General features: G+C 42.0%; 15 protein-coding genes. 8 read left to right on the top strand and 7 right to left on the bottom strand.

Annotated elements, in window-relative coordinates:
• The first annotated feature begins 67 nt into the window (after positions 1-67).
• The gene (locus G3W54_RS17770) at positions 68-1,165 is read left to right on the top strand and encodes a citrate synthase family protein (protein WP_162654639.1); all 1,098 of its coding nucleotides are present in this window, start codon (positions 68-70) and stop codon (positions 1,163-1,165) included.
• On the opposite strand, the gene G3W54_RS17765 is transcribed toward G3W54_RS17770, so the two are convergent.
• On the bottom strand, positions 1,140-1,754 hold the full coding sequence (locus tag G3W54_RS17765; RefSeq protein WP_162654638.1) for a TetR/AcrR family transcriptional regulator: 615 nt from the start codon (positions 1,752-1,754) through the stop codon (positions 1,140-1,142). The two genes, G3W54_RS17770 and G3W54_RS17765, sit on opposite strands and share 26 nt — an antisense overlap.
• An 86-nt stretch (positions 1,755-1,840) precedes the next feature.
• Here G3W54_RS17765 and G3W54_RS17760 point away from each other — a divergent pair, with 86 nt between their 5' ends.
• Entirely contained in the window at positions 1,841-2,347 is a 507-nt protein-coding gene (locus G3W54_RS17760; protein ID WP_162654637.1) for an anthrone oxygenase family protein, read from the top strand.
• Here G3W54_RS17760 and G3W54_RS17755 read toward each other — a convergent pair.
• From G3W54_RS17755 to G3W54_RS17740, 4 genes are all read right to left on the bottom strand, one after another.
• Positions 2,336-2,761: a hypothetical protein gene (locus G3W54_RS17755; protein ID WP_162654636.1), complete on the bottom strand. Its 426-nt coding sequence runs from the start codon at positions 2,759-2,761 to the stop codon at positions 2,336-2,338. The genes G3W54_RS17760 and G3W54_RS17755 overlap by 12 nt on opposite strands.
• 28 nt (positions 2,762-2,789) lie before the next feature.
• Positions 2,790-3,668 carry an AraC family transcriptional regulator gene (locus G3W54_RS17750; protein WP_244627987.1) on the bottom strand — a complete coding sequence of 293 codons (879 nt, stop codon included), beginning with the start codon at positions 3,666-3,668 and terminating at the stop codon, positions 2,790-2,792.
• Positions 3,669-3,756: 88 nt separating this feature from the next.
• A complete protein-coding gene (locus tag G3W54_RS17745; protein ID WP_162654635.1) occupies positions 3,757-3,963 on the bottom strand; it encodes a DUF1737 domain-containing protein in 207 nt (68 codons plus the stop codon).
• 3 nt (positions 3,964-3,966) lie between these two features.
• Positions 3,967-4,887 (bottom strand): CoA ester lyase, encoded by a 921-nt coding sequence (locus G3W54_RS17740; protein WP_162654634.1) that lies wholly within the window; start codon positions 4,885-4,887, stop codon positions 3,967-3,969.
• Positions 4,888-5,097: 210 nt separating this feature from the next.
• Here G3W54_RS17740 and leuD point away from each other — a divergent pair, with 210 nt between their 5' ends.
• The 5 genes from leuD to G3W54_RS17715 all read left to right on the top strand — a co-directional run bounded on the left by leuD (position 5,098) and on the right by G3W54_RS17715 (position 9,481).
• A complete protein-coding gene (gene leuD / locus G3W54_RS17735) occupies positions 5,098-5,703 on the top strand; it encodes a 3-isopropylmalate dehydratase small subunit (RefSeq protein WP_162654633.1) in 606 nt (201 codons plus the stop codon).
• Positions 5,704-5,729: 26 nt separating this feature from the next.
• Positions 5,730-6,113: a RidA family protein gene (locus G3W54_RS17730; protein ID WP_162654632.1), complete on the top strand. Its 384-nt coding sequence runs from the start codon at positions 5,730-5,732 to the stop codon at positions 6,111-6,113.
• A gap of 14 nt (positions 6,114-6,127) precedes the next feature.
• Entirely contained in the window at positions 6,128-7,237 is a 1,110-nt protein-coding gene (gene leuB / locus G3W54_RS17725; protein ID WP_162654631.1) for a 3-isopropylmalate dehydrogenase, read from the top strand.
• Between the two features lie 298 nt (positions 7,238-7,535).
• On the top strand, positions 7,536-8,558 hold the full coding sequence (locus G3W54_RS17720; protein WP_162654630.1) for an aspartate-semialdehyde dehydrogenase: 1,023 nt from the start codon (positions 7,536-7,538) through the stop codon (positions 8,556-8,558).
• 116 nt (positions 8,559-8,674) lie between these two features.
• On the top strand, positions 8,675-9,481 hold the full coding sequence (locus G3W54_RS17715; RefSeq protein WP_162654629.1) for a lytic murein transglycosylase: 807 nt from the start codon (positions 8,675-8,677) through the stop codon (positions 9,479-9,481).
• A 28-nt stretch (positions 9,482-9,509) separates the two neighbouring features.
• On the opposite strand, the gene G3W54_RS17710 is transcribed toward G3W54_RS17715, so the two are convergent.
• Positions 9,510-10,154 (bottom strand): carbonic anhydrase, encoded by a 645-nt coding sequence (locus G3W54_RS17710; RefSeq protein WP_162654628.1) that lies wholly within the window; start codon positions 10,152-10,154, stop codon positions 9,510-9,512.
• A gap of 66 nt (positions 10,155-10,220) precedes the next feature.
• A complete protein-coding gene (gene pdxY / locus G3W54_RS17705) occupies positions 10,221-11,108 on the bottom strand; it encodes a pyridoxal kinase PdxY (RefSeq protein WP_162654627.1) in 888 nt (295 codons plus the stop codon).
• A 278-nt stretch (positions 11,109-11,386) separates the two neighbouring features.
• On the opposite strand from pdxY, the gene G3W54_RS17700 reads away from it, so the two are divergent.
• On the top strand, positions 11,387-16,174 hold the full coding sequence (locus G3W54_RS17700) for an NAD-glutamate dehydrogenase (protein WP_162654626.1): 4,788 nt from the start codon (positions 11,387-11,389) through the stop codon (positions 16,172-16,174).
• The last annotated feature ends 15 nt before the right edge of the window (positions 16,175-16,189 follow it).

Below are 16,189 nucleotides of genomic sequence, written 5' to 3'. Positions count from 1 at the left end.
GCTTGACAGAGCGTCAAGATTGATCAACATAATCAACATGAATAAAGTGGACAGAAACCCATTTTCCATGACAGCTAAGGAGGTTTGCGAAGCATTAAATATTTCGCGGCAAACCCTTTACGCTTATGTCAGTCGCGGCAAGGTTCGAGCCAGCGCACAAAAGAGCGATGCGCGCAAAAGCCTTTATCACACACACGATGTGGATGCATTGATCGCCAATAAAAAACGAGGCAGATCGCGGCGCGCAATTGCTAAATCGACGCAAAATTTTGGCGAGCCTGTTCTTAAGTCAGAAATCAGTCACATTGACCAAGGCAAGCTCTATTACAAAGGCCAAGATGCAATCAAACTATCGCAAACTAAAACATTCGAAGATATTGCAAAGTTGCTAATCAATGTGGATTTGGAACCAGATGTTGATCAAAAATTTGACCTCATCAAAGGTCGAAACTCATTCGAACGTATGTTTGCAGCTACGGCTGAGATAACTATTTCCAAAAATACACCACCAAATAAAAATACAAATAGCTTTATCATAAAACGCTTACTGGCAGCGATCTGTAATACCAATACGCTTAGTGACGAACCTATTCATATGCAACTGGCGAAATATTTCTCTGACAGCATTGATTTTATTGATGTAACACGCCGTTGCCTTGTTCTTTGTGCAGATCATGAATTAAATCCATCAGCCTATACCGCTCGAATTGCCGCTTCGACTGATGCCCGCACTCCAGCTTGCATATTGGCCGCCTTATCAACCTTTTCTGGCACAAAACATGGATCGATGACATCCATGGCTCGCTGGTGGGTAGGGCGCGCAACCATGAAAGATGATCATCAAGAAGCGGCGTTCATTAAGGCTATAAAATCACCGCCTGGATTTGGTCATCCAATTTACGCACAAACAGATCCACGAACACAAGAACTTCTCAAACATTTCGAAATACCAGAAGGATGGGAGAGGATTAGCCGGCACGTCAGCAAAACATACAAGATATACCCTAATCTTGATTTCTCACTCGCTGCCATGGAGAAAAGCTTCAAACTCCGACCAAAAACAGGACAAACCCTTTTTGCCTTTGGCCGTCTGTTAGGCTGGATTGCCCATGCAGAAGAACAGCGCAAAAATGGTGCACTCATTCGTCCACGATCTTGGAATTAGATAATAGCATAAGATATTGAAGAGCTTGCGAGGCCTGATCATGAATTTGCTTTTGCGATAAAACTTCATGTGCACCGATCAAACGACGAATTTGAAGGTCACCAACGAGGAGCTTCATATAAAGTGAACACAACTCATCCATTGCAAAACCGGGAAATAATCCATCATCTTGTACTCGTTCAAAAAGCAGGGCAATGATTGGTAATATATCTTGACGACCAGCTTCTGATAACGCCGCTCCCAACACGCCAGACGCATCCGCAGCTGCAGCTCGGTTAAGCGCAATAGCCCGTTCACTTGTTAAAAGTTCTAAAAGAAGTGGGCTGATCTTTTTAATCGCTTCAAATGGTGCGCCTTGCACTTTAAGATCATCTTCTAATTGTTGTTTAATATGCACCGCATTTTGCGAAACCAGTGCTTTGAACAAACCAATTTTATCACCATACCACCTATAAAGTGTCTCATTGGAAGCTTTTGCTCGTTTAGCAATACTTAACATTGATACATTGAGAAAACCTTTTTCATCAATCAGCTCATAAGCTGCCTTCTCAATTTCAGCTCGCCGCTCTTTCTGCAATTCTTTGCGCATATATCTTCCTTCAATATTGACAATAAATGTACACTATATTACGGATATGTAAATCAGTAATATAGTGTACGCTTTTGGAGAAGAAAATGTTCAACCTATTAAAACTAAGTGCAATAACATCACTCACACTAGGAGGTGCTATCTTTGGTTTCTTCTACGCTTGGATATGTTCGACAATGTGGGGTTTGGATGCAACTGATCCCAGAATCGCGATCGCTGCCATGCAAGCAATGAACGCTTCGGTTAGAAATGCAATTTTTGCTCCGGCATTTTTTGGTACCGCGCCGATAATGATCATTACAGGCATTATTGCTTTTTCTTGCCACAAAAAAGCTGCAGCAATAATGTTTATTGCGGCAGGTATTATTTATTTTATTGGAGGAAATGTCCTGACCTTTAGTATCAATGTCCAGATGAATGAAGCTCTTGCACTTGTCAAAATTCCACAAGCAATCGACGAAGCTCACACAATTTGGCAAGCCTACTCACAAAAATGGCAATTCTGGAACCAGATTCGTACAATAGCGTCTGGTATATCACTTCTACTCATAGGTTTAGCGATAATGCAGATCGGACAAAAATCAGAGGTTTAGACGTTCGGCATCCTGTTGCTCAAAGTAGGGTGCTAAATCAAACGATACTTTCTTTGTGATCGGTGCTTTTTCACCTATCACACGCCAAAAAGGTAAAAGCTCGCTCATGGGGCACCCGGCTTCATAATCTTCATGTGCGGCCTCTACTGCAACACGTAAAAAAATACCAGTTGTTATAGGACACGTAACGTCAGCCCCCACTCGTTCTGACAATATTTTACGTAAGTAAGGGGTGTCTTTCACCTCACCTTTCGGAATTTCCTTGATTACTTCCGACACCATCTCTGGTGTCGGAATAAGCATTAATTGTCCCTTTTTCATACCCATCATATCCTTAGCAACAGGCTTAACAATATGACCTTTGGTATTAATTTCAGCGTATTTTTCGCCCCATGTCTTATTTGACTTTGCCATTAAACTATCTCCTATGATGGTCTTCAATTCAGCTCTTTAATGGAACATGAATTTCAGTTATCAAGTCTGCTGGTGCTGTATCATGTGGACTGTTGAGATATTTCTCAAATGGCGGTGCATCAGCAAATTCCAAACCAGACTCTGCCATCCACGTTCCATAAAACCAAGTATAGGCTTTTGATAACTCACCATACGGTCCTTTATGAGTAAGGACAGCATATTTACCGGCACCTATATTTGCAATTTCAAGCGGGGCTTCAACAGATTGACCCTTTTCAATCACAGCACCTGCAAATGATCGTAACTCATCAAGAGCAACGGCCCCTGGATCATCATAATAAATTCCGATCATAGCAACCATATCTTTGATAGCGCCTTGACCAATGGCCAGGCCAACAGCTTGCTCAAATTTACCACCGATTTCCATATAAGAACCTTTGTGCGGCAAACCTGCCAAGGTCATAGCTTCAATGGTTTTTGTCTCTACATCGTACATTTTTGCATCTCTTTCTGAACTAGGAATGTCATAAACCGTATGATACCCGCGACGACGATATTCACCGGGCGGCATATCAAAGTGGCTTGCGAAAATGCGTGTGAAAGATTGCAAGTTAGGATAACCATAGCGCTTGCCAATATCTTCTACCGATAATTCGGTAGATATCAGATCATGACCAGCACGCTGCAAACGAAGACGTTTGACAGTTTGTGTAATCGTTTCACCCTTCATTCCGGCATAAACGCGATGCCAGTGATAAGGTGACAAACACGCAATATCTGCCAGAACCATCAGATCAAGGTCTTTATCAAGATTCTTCAAAATAAAGTCAGTCACCCGCTCCATCCGATCATGATAGTTAATCCAAAGGCCCTTGGAGTTCATGGGGGCATCAGATGACGTTTTCATAAATATATCCTATCGCAATTTTCACTCGCAAATTAGATGTAACACCACCCGATTTGACAAATCTTGCTGACTTGAAAACAAATGAAAATTATTGTTCGCCAAGCTTCATATCTAGTGTGTAAGCCTTGTCATTAACATCTTTAACAACAGCTTGTCCGCACTGCATTTTCCCTGTTTCCTGGTTAAACACATAACTTGGCGATCCGTGTAAAACCCACCCTTTATTCAAAGCATCAGTTACACGATGACAAAAGGAAGAATCATCTGGACCTGTTAAAAATCTGTATAGTTTCAAAACCTATCCTTCTCTCTGCTTGATAATATTAGCTTTAAGTACAATCTTTTCGGCCATTTCCAAGTGAAGCCTCTCTACCATTTCTCCCGCGATCTGGATAACGCCTAATTCTTTATTCTCCGGCTCCCGAAACGCTGCAATTATCGTTTCCGCCTTGCTAAAATCCTCATCACTAATACCGAATATATCATTTGCTAACGAAATTTGATTTGGATGAATAAGACTCTTACCATCAAAACCCATCGCGCGAGCATTATCACACTCGTCTTTATAACCAACAAGATCATTGAAATCATTGAAAACACCATCAATGACATCAAGTTCATAGGCACGGGCAGCCAGAATAATCTGCATCAACCATGTTGAAATATAAGGTCGCCCTTTTATTGGCTTAGCACCAGTTTCTTTTAGAAGGTCATTCGTACCGACAACGAAACAATCTAATCTTGTTCCCGGTGTTCTAGCATATTGCGCTATGGTAGGCGCATTCAACACACCCTTTGGTGTTTCTATCATCGCCCATAAGCGCAGTGTATTTGGCGCATCCAACTCAAGTAATGCATCACTAATTTCAATGACATCATCAATCTCAGATACTTTTGGCGTCAAAATCGCTGATGGCATCAATGAGCGAGCGGCAAGTAAGTCTCTTTTGCCCCATTCGCTAGCAAGACTATTAATGCGAATTATGATTTCACGTGAATCATTTGAAGTACCATTTGGAAAATTCTCAGTTAAAAATGCATGCAGCTGTTCTCTTGCATCATCCTTATGGTCCGGTAAGATTGCATCTTCCAAATCATATATAACAGCATCGCAATTTAGCTTAAGTGATTTAACCAACGCGCGTGTATTGTCGGCGGGTACATATAAAACAGAACGGCGTGGCCGGGATGGCCTGACATAAAAATTGTTACTACTCATATGACTTAATCCAATGGTCGTAAAAACAACCAAACCCTGATTATTATAAAAAACACTTCTTTTTCTCACATATGTTTGGTAAACGCAGCTAGAAACTTTCATTAACGCAGATCTTTTGCAAATGGGAACATTCAAAAAAGATCAAAAAAGCTTACTGACTTAATTGAATTTCTTATTCAACTGAAGTCTGGCATAGTTTGGGTAAATATTATGGACAAATTTACAACGCTCACAGGTGTCGCAGCACCTTATCCGGTTATCAATATCGATACGGATATGATCATTCCAAAAGACTATTTGAAAACAATTAAGCGCACAGGTCTTAGTGTTGGTCTTTTTGCTGAATCCCGCTTCAACGAAGATGGTTCTGAAAAACCTGATTTCGTTTTGAACAAACCAGCTTACAGAAATGCTGAAATTCTGGTTGCCGGCGATAATTTTGGCTGCGGTTCATCCCGTGAGCATGCGCCTTGGGCTTTGCTCGATTTTGGCATTCGCTGTGTCATCTCAACAAGCTTTGCAGATATTTTCTATAATAACTGCTTTAAGAATGGTATTCTTCCAATTGTTGTAACACCAGATGAACTTGAAAAATTACTAGACGATGCTGATCGCGGCTCAAACTCAAAAATGACTGTTGATCTTGAAACACAAGAAATCAAAGGTCCTGATGGCGGTACAATTCACTTCGATATCGATCCATTCCGCAAGCATTGTTTAATGAATGGTCTTGATGACATCGCGCTAACGCTCGAAAAAGCAACGTCTATTGACACATACGAAGGCAAACTTGGTGAAACTCGCCCTTGGGCATAAGCATAACACCAGCTTGAAAGAAGCACATGTCACGTAAACTAATCTCAACAGGATCAACAACCGAAGTAACGGCCGGTTATTCACGGGCCGTTGTTCAAGGAGATTGGTGCTTTATCGCAGGTACCACTGGCTACGATTATAGCACAATGAAAATACCAACTAACATCGAAGACCAGTGCGCAAATTGCTTTAATACAATTGACAAAACGCTGCAAGAAGCAGGGTTTGAACGGGCAGATATTGTTCGGGCCAATTATATCGTAACAGATCAAAAATTTGTCGATATAGTGTTTCCGCTTTTGGGGCAATATTTTGACGGGATACGTCCAGCAGCGACGATGATTATTGCCGATCTCATCAAACCAGAAATAAAATTTGAAATTGAAGTAACCGCTCTTAAACGGAGCTAAAAGACAGGCAAATTATGACAAATAAACTCTTCCTTCTTCCTGGCGATGGTATTGGCCCAGAAGCCATGAACGAAGTTCGTAAATTCATTACCCTTATGAACGAAAAGCAAGGTTCAAATTTTGAAACCGACGAGGGTCTTGTTGGCGGCTCAGCCTATGATGCGCACGGCCAGTCTATTTCTGATGCCGACATGGAAAAGGCCATGGCAGCCGATGCTGTGCTCTTTGGCGCTGTTGGTGGGCCAAAATGGGATGATGTGCCTTACGATGTTCGCCCAGAAGCAGGATTGTTACGCTTACGTAAAGACATGGAACTTTTTGCGAACCTACGCCCCGCGATTTGTTATCCCGCGCTAGCGGCTTCCTCATCATTGAAAGCTGATGTTGTGGAAGGCCTCGATATTTTAATCGTTCGTGAGCTTACAGGCGGCGTTTACTTTGGTGAACCAAAGGAAATTCATGATCTTGGTGATGGACAGAAACGTGCAATTGATACGCAAGTTTATGACACATATGAAATCGACCGGATTGCAGGCGTTGCATTTGAACTTGCACGTACACGTCAAAATAAAGTCTGCTCTATGGAAAAGCGTAATGTGATGAAATCTGGTGTTCTTTGGAACGAGGTTGTCACAGCTACTCACAAAGCTAAATATTCTGATGTTGAGCTAAGTCATATGCTTGCAGATGCAGGTGGAATGCAACTCGTTCGCTGGCCGAAACAATTTGATGTGATCGTTACAGATAACCTGTTTGGTGATATGCTGTCTGATATTGCAGCAATGCTAACAGGTTCACTCGGCATGTTACCATCTGCTTCATTGGGTGCACCAGATGCTCAAACAGGTAGTCGCAAAGCACTTTACGAACCCGTTCATGGCTCAGCGCCTGATATTGCTGGTCAAGGCATTGCAAACCCGATTGCTATGATCTCATCATTTGCGATGTGCCTAAGATATTCATTTAACATGATCGAAGATGCTGATCGCGTCGAAAAAGCTATTGCCAATGTTTTAGAGACTGGCAAACGCACAGGCGATATCATGACGGACGGCATGACAAAAATCACAACATCTGAAATGGGTGATGCGATTTTGGCTGAATACACGTCTCTACTTGGCTAATTTAACCAAGAATTGAGGACTTACGCTGTAAGGTCAATTGACTCTGAAAGCAAATCGGGGCATTACCGCCCCGATAGGAAAAGACATGAACTTTTATGAAGCTCAAAATTTGGAAGCATTTCAACTTGCACTTTGTGTAAGTGATGCATCTGTGCGCTCTTTTCAAATCAATCAGACAATGACCAAGACGACAAAAACAACCTAACACCTCTCGTCTGTCGCACTCTCCCCGATAGTCGGGGATGAAGGACACGAGTTTTCGTGGACCAAAGCGGAGAGAGACAGGATAAACCAAAAAATGAGTTTTAAAATTGCAATCGCTGGCGCTACCGGCAATGTGGGCAGAGAAATGCTCAATATTCTCGAAGAGCGTAATTTCCCAGCATCGGAAATCATCCCGCTAGCATCATCTCGATCAGTCGGTAAAGAAGTCTCTTACGGTGATAAAACGCTTGTCGTAAAAAATCTGGAGAACTACGATTTTTCAAACACGGATATCTGCCTTATGTCAGCTGGTGGTTCTGTCTCCAAGAAGATGTCTCCAAAAATTGGCGCACAAGGCTGCATTGTCATCGATAATTCATCGGCATGGCGTTACGATTCAGAAGTTCCATTGATCGTTCCGGAAGTGAATCCAGATGCAATTGATGGTTTTCGCAAGAAAAACATCATCGCCAACCCAAATTGCTCAACGGCACAATTGGTTGTCGCGCTAAAGCCTTTGCATGATGTTGCAAAAATCAAGCGTCTTGTTGTTTCAACTTACCAGTCTGTTTCTGGCGCCGGTAAAGACGGAATGGATGAGCTATTCAATCAAAGTCGCGCTGTTTTTGTCGCCGATCCGATTGAAAACAATGTGTTTACAAAACGCATTGCGTTTAACGTTATTCCTCATATCGATAGCTTCATGGAAGATGGCTACACAAAGGAAGAATGGAAAGTTCTGGCTGAAACTAAAAAGATGCTTGATCCTAAAATCAAGGTCACTTGTACAGCGGTTCGCGTGCCTGTGTTTATTGGTCATGCTGAATCTGTCAATGTCGAATTTGAAAGCGAACTTTTAGCGGATGACGCACGTAATATCTTGCGTGAAGCTCCGGGTTGTTTGGTCATCGACAAGCATGAAGATGGTGGATACATTACACCTGTAGAATGTGCAGGCGATGATGCGACTTACATCTCTCGAATTCGTGAAGATGCAACGGTTGAAAATGGCCTTAATCTTTGGGTGGTTTCAGATAACTTGCGCAAAGGTGCAGCACTCAACACAATTCAAATCGCTGAACTTCTGATTAATCGTGGATTACTAAAAGCAAAGTAGATTGAGTTTATGCCGAATAAACGAAAGCGCTGGATGGCAACATCCGGCGTTTTTTGCGATTATATGATCTTTGATCTATCATTTGATTCGTATCAATTTAGATAGAGAGAAGCTTCATGATCCGCGCTTATACAATTGCCGCTGTTTTAGCGATTGGCCTGAGTTCAGCAAATCCAGCATTCGCAGCTAAATGCTCTAATACATCAGCAAATTTCTCGAATTGGGTTACACAATTTAAAAAAGAAGCCGTGCGCAACGGAATCTCCAAGAAAACACTCGATAGAGCTTTCGCGAAAGCCAGCTACGCTAAAAAGACGATCAGCCTTGATCGAAACCAACGCAGCTTTAAACTTACGTTTAATCAGTTCATGAAAAAGCGCGGGGCCGCTTCCATCATCTCCAAAGGCAAACGACTTAAGAAGCAAAATGCGAGTTTCTTTGGTAAACTAGAACGGAAATACGGCGTACCGTCAGGTGTACTTATTGCAATTTGGGGTATGGAAAGTGGCTTCGGCTCATTTACAGGAAACCAACACACCGTGTCAGCGGTTGCTACACTCTCCTATGATTGCCGAAGATCAGCATTCTTCACAAAGGAACTTTATGCGCTTTTAACACTCATCCAAAAAGGTTGGATTAGCCCGAATTTTAGGGGTGCTGCTCATGGTGAAATCGGACAGACCCAATTTCTGCCAAGCAATGTTTTAAAATTCGGCGCAAATGGCGACGCAAACCGCCGCGTTGATCTATCCAATAAATTTGATGCTCTTGCCTCAACCGCTAATTTTCTGCGTGGTAAAGGGTGGAGAAAAGGTGGGGGGTATCAGCCCGGTCAAACTAACTACCGTGCGATACAAGCTTGGAATGCAGCAGGCGTATACCAAAAAGCAATTGCGGCAATTGCTGCAAAAATCGATGGTTAGATATCTACACAATTTTGCATAAAGACCTCTAGTCAAACTCCGGTCGCTTGAAATCTCCCGTATCTCCATCCATGATCCACAGTTCGCCTGTCGATATATCAAACCAGGCACCATGAATAGACAGTGTTCCGCGTTCCTCTAAAATTTTAACGCAAGGGAAAGTCCGCAGATTATCGATAGAGTTTCTAACCGAGATTCGTTCTAAAGCGGTCTGACGTTCAGACTGTGTCATTAATGGGCTATCTTGAATAGTTTCAGCCGCAGGCTTTAACATCTCCATCCATCGGCCAATAAAATCACCGGGAGATAACGGTTCAGAATCTTGAGCAAGAGCCGCAGAAATACCACCGCAACGCCCATGACCCATGACAACAATTTGCCGAACTTTGAGTGATTGAACTGCAAACTCAAGAGCCGCAGATGTCCCATGATTTTCACCATCGGGCTTATAAGTTGGAACAAGGTTGGCAACATTACGAACAACAAACAGTTCACCCGGACCGCTATCAAATATTGTCTCAGGCCCTGATCGGGAATCACAACAAGCAATAACCATTGTATGAGGTTTTTGCCCACGATCTGCGAGTTCTTTATATCGAGAACTTTCCGTTAAATAACGACCACTCATAAAATTCTGGTAGCCAGTAAGAAGATCTTTTGGAAATTTATTCATAAAATCAGATAACCAATTTATTAGACATATAAAGGCTATATCAAACTATAATACAATGTGCCAATTTCAAATCCTGCCTATTGGCAATTTTGTAATTTTGATGGGTATATTTGGTGTTTTAAGACTCGAGATATTTTGTTCCAATATCAATTCGTTACCACCCGCATGAATAGTCCGCTCCAATATTTCATAAACACTGGATGTCACCAAACCAAGTGTGGTACGCGCATCATTTTCACCCATCAAACGCGACATCAAGATTGCTGAGGTTAGATCACCTGGACCATTTATGGGTACAGCAAATGAGCGATGCTCGGCTACAAAGCAATTCTTACCATCAAAATACAAATTCGCGGTTTGCTCAACCTTGTCAGAAAATGCTGATGTAGCCAAAACACACTGAATATCAGTTGTTTTGATGCAAGATAAAATATCACTGTTTGTTTGAATATCCATACCTGTCAGCCACGACAATTCAAATCGATTCGGAGTGATAATATCAGCAAGAGGCAGCAGATCACTTTTAATGGAAAGAGCAATATGTTCCGGCACATACAAACCGCCTAGATCACCAATAACAGGATCACATAGATATAAAGCTTCTGGCGACGCGCATTTAACTGCATGGACCAACTTTGCAACGCTTTTTGCTTGATCCTTATCGCCCAAATAACCTGAAATAATTCCTCCAACTTCAGATAACCAGGGCGAATTACACAGATCTTCGATGACAGCATCAAATTGTTTCACATCAGGTACAATTCGGGTTGAAGGCCCATGACCAGGATGCCAAGGCAAGGTAACCGTCTGCAATGCCCAAACCTGATGGCCCAAAGCTTCCAACGCAAAAACCGCAGCACGATTACCAACACTTCCACGAACAACATGGCTTGAAATAACAATGACCGCTTTCTTTAAATCAGACAGTTTATCATTCCTCTTAACTAACCCCATGAAAACAGAAAACTCTGCTCCAGTTCCAGTAACAGATAAGCTATATCACACAAAAAATTGCGATCTGAAATTTGATCTAAAGTGATTCGATCACAAGCCTCAAATTCCATTTCGTTCATATATTAGGCAATTACGAACCAAATTTATTCAAATTTGCGAGTAATTTTCGCAGAATTACATTTTTTATACCCAAATGGTTACATTATTTGGGAATTTTCTCGCCATATTAATTTCTTTTGTTAGGCTTCTAGAAATTTCGAAGCAAAGGGGACAGGCGCATGGCAAAAGCAAACGGTTCGAATGATTCAGATTTTAATACGCTTATCAAAGATACTGAAAAGCTTCTTAAATCCAAAAAGATGGGTCACATATTTCCGCTAACCGCATTTGATCAATCCAATAGTGATGATATCGAACTATTTTCCGCATCCATGCTCGCTGATATTGCAATATATTCAGCAGAAGAAATCAATTCATGGGGAGGACGAACCCCACGTGTGATCATTGATGATATTCCTGGCATTAAGGTAGAAGGCGAACAGACATCTGTCATCTCCGTTATTTCTCAAAATAAGCCATTCCTCTATGATTCGATCATTGGTGAAATTACCAATGGTGCACGGCAAATCCATATGGCATTGCACCCTATATTGGTGAAAGATGAAGATGGACATTTAGCACTTCGAAATAAACGCCATAAACCAGCCCAAAAACTTCAGATAAGTTACATCCAAATACATCTTCCTAAACTCTCAAAAGCAGATGCAGTTGAACTTAAAAAACGCATCAACCATGTGCTTAAACAGGTCACTCAAGCCGTTAATGGCTGGAAACCAATGTTGACTAAACTTGATCAGGCCATTGCCGGAATTAGTAATATTCCAGGTTCCATAGAGCTTAAAAAACGCCAGGAAGCAGTGGCATTTCTCAACTGGTTGCGCGATGAGAATTTCACATTTTTGGGCATGCGTGAATATAGCTATTCTAAGCGCGGTAAAAAAGCCGAGCTTAAATATGACGGCAAAAACGGCCTCGGTATATTATCGGATCCCAAACTAGCTGTGCTACGTCTTGGCACAACACCTGTGATTTCTACACCTGAAATTATTGCCTTTCTAAACGGCAAGGATCACCTCCTTGTTACGAAAGCTAATGTGAGGTCTGTTGTTCATCGACGCACGTATATGGATTGTATTGGCATTAAAAAATACGATGCTAAAGGCAATGTCTGTGGTGAATTAAGAGTTATTGGCCTGTTTACGTCTTCAGCCTACAATCATTCTGTCACGAAGGTACCTGTGTTGCGTGAAAAAATGCATCGGGTAACAACAAAATTTGGCTTTGACGAAAACAGCCATTCAGGCAAAAGCCTGCTAAACACGCTTGAATCCTACCCCCGCGATGAACTCTTCCAGATCTCTGCAAAGCAACTTTATGAATTTTGCGTTCAAATCAACGATATGGAAGACCGCCCTCGCGTCCGCGTTCTTACACGAATTGATAGGTTTGATCGCTTTGTATCCATTATCGTTTACGTGCCACGGCATCAATATAACTCACTCTCGCGCGAGAAAATCGGCCTTTACCTGAAAGCAATTTATGGAGATCGAGTGTCTGCATATTACCCAGCATTTCCAACAGAAGGTGTTGCACGTGTCCACTTTATAATTGGGCGGTCAGGCGGAAAAACCCCCATTCTAGATCAAAAACTTATTGAACAAGATATCAAAGCAATTGCGACCCGCTGGGAAGATAAGTTTGCTGATTTAGCAAAGGACGAAAAAACTCGAATTGAAGTCAATCAGTCCTATATGGAGCACTTTACAGCCGAAGAAACCTTTGCTGATTTGGACCATCTTAAAGCATGTACAAGTGCAGGAGAGATGCGTGTCATCTTTATGCGCAGACCAATCGCAAGCGACGATCAGCTTTCAATTAAAATATTTCATGCACGAAAACCACTTAGCCTTTCAAGACGAGTACCCCTCTTAGAAAATATGGGCTTCGGTGTAACCAGCGAACATACCCTTGAAATCGATGTGCGTGATAAAGACAATCAATTACAAACCGTTGTCATCCACGATATGGAGCTGGAACTACCGCAAGGCGCCAAAATCGATCTCGATAAAGATCATGATCGATTAGAAGATGCATTCTTGACTGTTTGGAGCGGTGAAGTGGATAACGATCCATTTAACCGGCTTATTACCCAAACCAATCTTACGATATCAGAAATCAAAGTCTTACGTGCCTATGCAAGATATCTCAAACAAGCAGGTGTTACATACTCACAACGGTATATGGCCGAGTGCCTCATTCGATATCCTAAAATTACGGCTTACTTATTTGATTTATTTAATACTCGTTTTGATCCATCACATCATGATGAAATTCGCGAAACAGAATTGAGTAATATCCAAAACAATATCAATATCGAACTAGAAACAGTGCCTAGTCTTGATGATGATCAAATTATCAAACGGTTTTCAAATATCATATGGAGCACACTACGTTCAAATTACTTCCAAATCATGCAGAATGGCGCCCGCAATCCAATTTTGGCCTTCAAATTTGATCCCAATGCGATCGAAGGATTGCCTGAACCTGTACCTTTCCGCGAAATATTTGTTTATGGAGCCGATGTTGAGGGTCTGCATTTAAGATTTGGACCAGTTGCACGTGGTGGTCTTCGTTGGTCTGATAGAGGAGAAGATTATCGCACAGAGGTTCTAGGTCTTGTAAAAGCTCAACAAGTCAAAAACGCTGTTATTGTGCCGGTTGGTTCAAAAGGTGGGTTCTATCCCAAACAACTCCCGGCAGGAGGAGACCGAGATGCAATTTTTAACGCCGGGCGTGAAGCTTATAAGCTCTTTATTTCAACCATGTTATCAATCACCGATAACTTAACTGGTGCCAAAGTTATACCGCCAAAGAATACGATACGTCATGATGGCGATGACCCGTATTTTGTCGTGGCTGCAGATAAAGGGACCGCAACATTTTCTGATACTGCAAATGCAATCAGCCAGGAACACGGATTCTGGCTTGATGATGCTTTTGCATCGGGTGGTTCAGCTGGTTACGATCATAAAAAAATGGGCATTACCGCCAAAGGTGCATGGGAAGCTGTTAAACGCCATTTCCGTGAAATGAACACCGACATACAGTCTGAACCATTTACAGTCTCCGGTGTTGGCGACATGTCGGGTGATGTGTTTGGCAACGGCATGTTGTTATCAAAGAAAATATGCCTAAAAGCTGCATTTGATCATCGTGACATCTTCATCGATCCAGATCCTGATTGCGATACAAGCTTTATCGAACGAAAGCGCTTGTTTGAGTTGGATCGTTCATCTTGGCAATCCTACGATACGTCGCTATTATCCAAAGGCGGCATGATAATTTCTCGGCAGGAAAAGTCCGTAAACCTAACCAAAGAGGTCGCTGACTTTCTTCAAATCAATGGTAAAAATGTTTCACCACATGATATCTTGCGAGCAATTTTAAAGGCACCAGTAGATCTCTTATGGTTTGGGGGCATCGGCACTTATATCAGAGATGTAAGCGAAAATGACGCAGAGGTTGGTGATCGTGCAAATGATCCAATCCGAATTATAGCCACCGAAGTTGGTGCGAAAGTAATAGGAGAGGGCGCTAATCTTGGCATCACGCAAGAGGCACGTATTGCTTATGCTGCGTCGGGTGGCCGTTGTAATTCGGATGCGATTGACAACTCGGCAGGCGTTAATTCCTCTGACGTCGAGGTAAATATCAAAATTGCTCTGGCAAATGCAATGCGCGAAGACAGGCTAACGTTGCCTAAACGAAATCGCCTGTTATCATCGATGACCAATGATGTATCCAAACTAGTATTGCGCAACAATTACCTTCAAACATTAGCTATATCGCTTGTGGAGCGCAATGGCGTGGCAGCTGGCGACGAGCTAGCTCGACTTATGTCCACATTAGAGGCAGACGGCTTACTGAATCGCACAGTTGAAACACTGCCTGATGATCAGGAAATGCAAGAACGATTAGCGGCTGGGAAATCACTCACAAGACCCGAAATTGGCGTCCTCTTATCCTATTCCAAAATAGTACTCTTTGATGAGGTTATTGCCAGTTCCTTACCCGATGATACGTACTTTAATGATACACTTAATGGCTATTTCCCTAAAAAAATGCTGACTAATCACTTAGGAGACATTGAAGCTCACCGTTTGAAACGCGAAATTATTTCTACTGTGATTATCAATGACGCAATCAATCGTGGCGGACCTTCTTATATCTCCAAGATGCAGGAACACACAGGAGCAAGTGCGTCAGATATTGTAAAATCATACATATTATCAAGGGATGGTCTATTCTTTAAGCAGATATTTGCTGCAATAGATGCACTAGATAACAGGCTTGGTGGCCATGAGCAAAATATGCTTTATTTCAAAACCTGCAATGCTCTTATTAAAACATCTAGTTGGGCAATTAAAACCAATGCATTTGCAGGTGACTTAAGTACCAGTGTCATTGAAATGCAGAAAGCCTTTGAAGCACTTTCACCTAAAATAACAGATCATCTACCTGAATTCATCAGTACACATATTGAACAAATAAAAGATAAACTACAAAACCTGTCGGTGCCCAGAAAACTTGCAAAAGATATTGCTGAACTTGAAACACGTGTTTTAATACCGGAGATCAATCAGGTAGCAACTACAACAAAAACTGACCTTGAAAAAACAGCGGCAACATTCTTCGCGATCACCGAAACACTACAGATCGGTAAGATTCTGACCGCAGCTGATAATGCTACCATGACTGATCATTATGATATATTGGCGCTATCAAGAAGCCTAAATGAAATTTCACAAGCACGCCGGACAATGACAATAAACGCCCTTGAAGCATTTGCTAAAAAACCGGATCCAGCGAAACTTTGGGCAGAACAAAACAATGTAAAAATTGTTCAAGCAGCAAGCTTAATCAACGATATTATAGAAAGTGGCCAAGCGACTGCGGCCAAACTTACTATTGCATCAGGCGTCATAAATGATCTCGCACGGAGCTAATGCTCCGGTGAGAAT

This window comes from Lentilitoribacter sp. Alg239-R112 (genome assembly GCF_900537175.1).
Classification (GTDB): Bacteria; Pseudomonadota; Alphaproteobacteria; order Rhizobiales; family Rhizobiaceae; genus Lentilitoribacter.
The sequence above is the reverse complement of the archived record's forward strand: the minus strand, read 5'-3'. Positions and strand labels throughout refer to the sequence as shown.

Coding starts and splice junctions, on each gene's coding strand:
- G3W54_RS17770 (WP_162654639.1), top strand. CDS start 68: ATGACAGCTAAGGAGGTTTGCGAAGCATTAAATATTTCGCGGCAAACC.
- G3W54_RS17765 (WP_162654638.1), bottom strand. CDS start 1,754: ATGCGCAAAGAATTGCAGAAAGAGCGGCGAGCTGAAATTGAGAAGGCA.
- G3W54_RS17760 (WP_162654637.1), top strand. CDS start 1,841: ATGTTCAACCTATTAAAACTAAGTGCAATAACATCACTCACACTAGGA.
- G3W54_RS17755 (WP_162654636.1), bottom strand. CDS start 2,761: ATGGCAAAGTCAAATAAGACATGGGGCGAAAAATACGCTGAAATTAAT.
- G3W54_RS17750 (WP_244627987.1), bottom strand. CDS start 3,668: ATGAAAACGTCATCTGATGCCCCCATGAACTCCAAGGGCCTTTGGATT.
- G3W54_RS17740 (WP_162654634.1), bottom strand. CDS start 4,887: ATGAGTAGTAACAATTTTTATGTCAGGCCATCCCGGCCACGCCGTTCT.
- leuD (WP_162654633.1), top strand. CDS start 5,098: ATGGACAAATTTACAACGCTCACAGGTGTCGCAGCACCTTATCCGGTT.
- G3W54_RS17730 (WP_162654632.1), top strand. CDS start 5,730: ATGTCACGTAAACTAATCTCAACAGGATCAACAACCGAAGTAACGGCC.
- leuB (WP_162654631.1), top strand. CDS start 6,128: ATGACAAATAAACTCTTCCTTCTTCCTGGCGATGGTATTGGCCCAGAA.
- G3W54_RS17720 (WP_162654630.1), top strand. CDS start 7,536: ATGAGTTTTAAAATTGCAATCGCTGGCGCTACCGGCAATGTGGGCAGA.
- G3W54_RS17715 (WP_162654629.1), top strand. CDS start 8,675: ATGATCCGCGCTTATACAATTGCCGCTGTTTTAGCGATTGGCCTGAGT.
- G3W54_RS17710 (WP_162654628.1), bottom strand. CDS start 10,154: ATGAATAAATTTCCAAAAGATCTTCTTACTGGCTACCAGAATTTTATG.
- pdxY (WP_162654627.1), bottom strand. CDS start 11,108: ATGGGGTTAGTTAAGAGGAATGATAAACTGTCTGATTTAAAGAAAGCG.
- G3W54_RS17700 (WP_162654626.1), top strand. CDS start 11,387: ATGGCAAAAGCAAACGGTTCGAATGATTCAGATTTTAATACGCTTATC.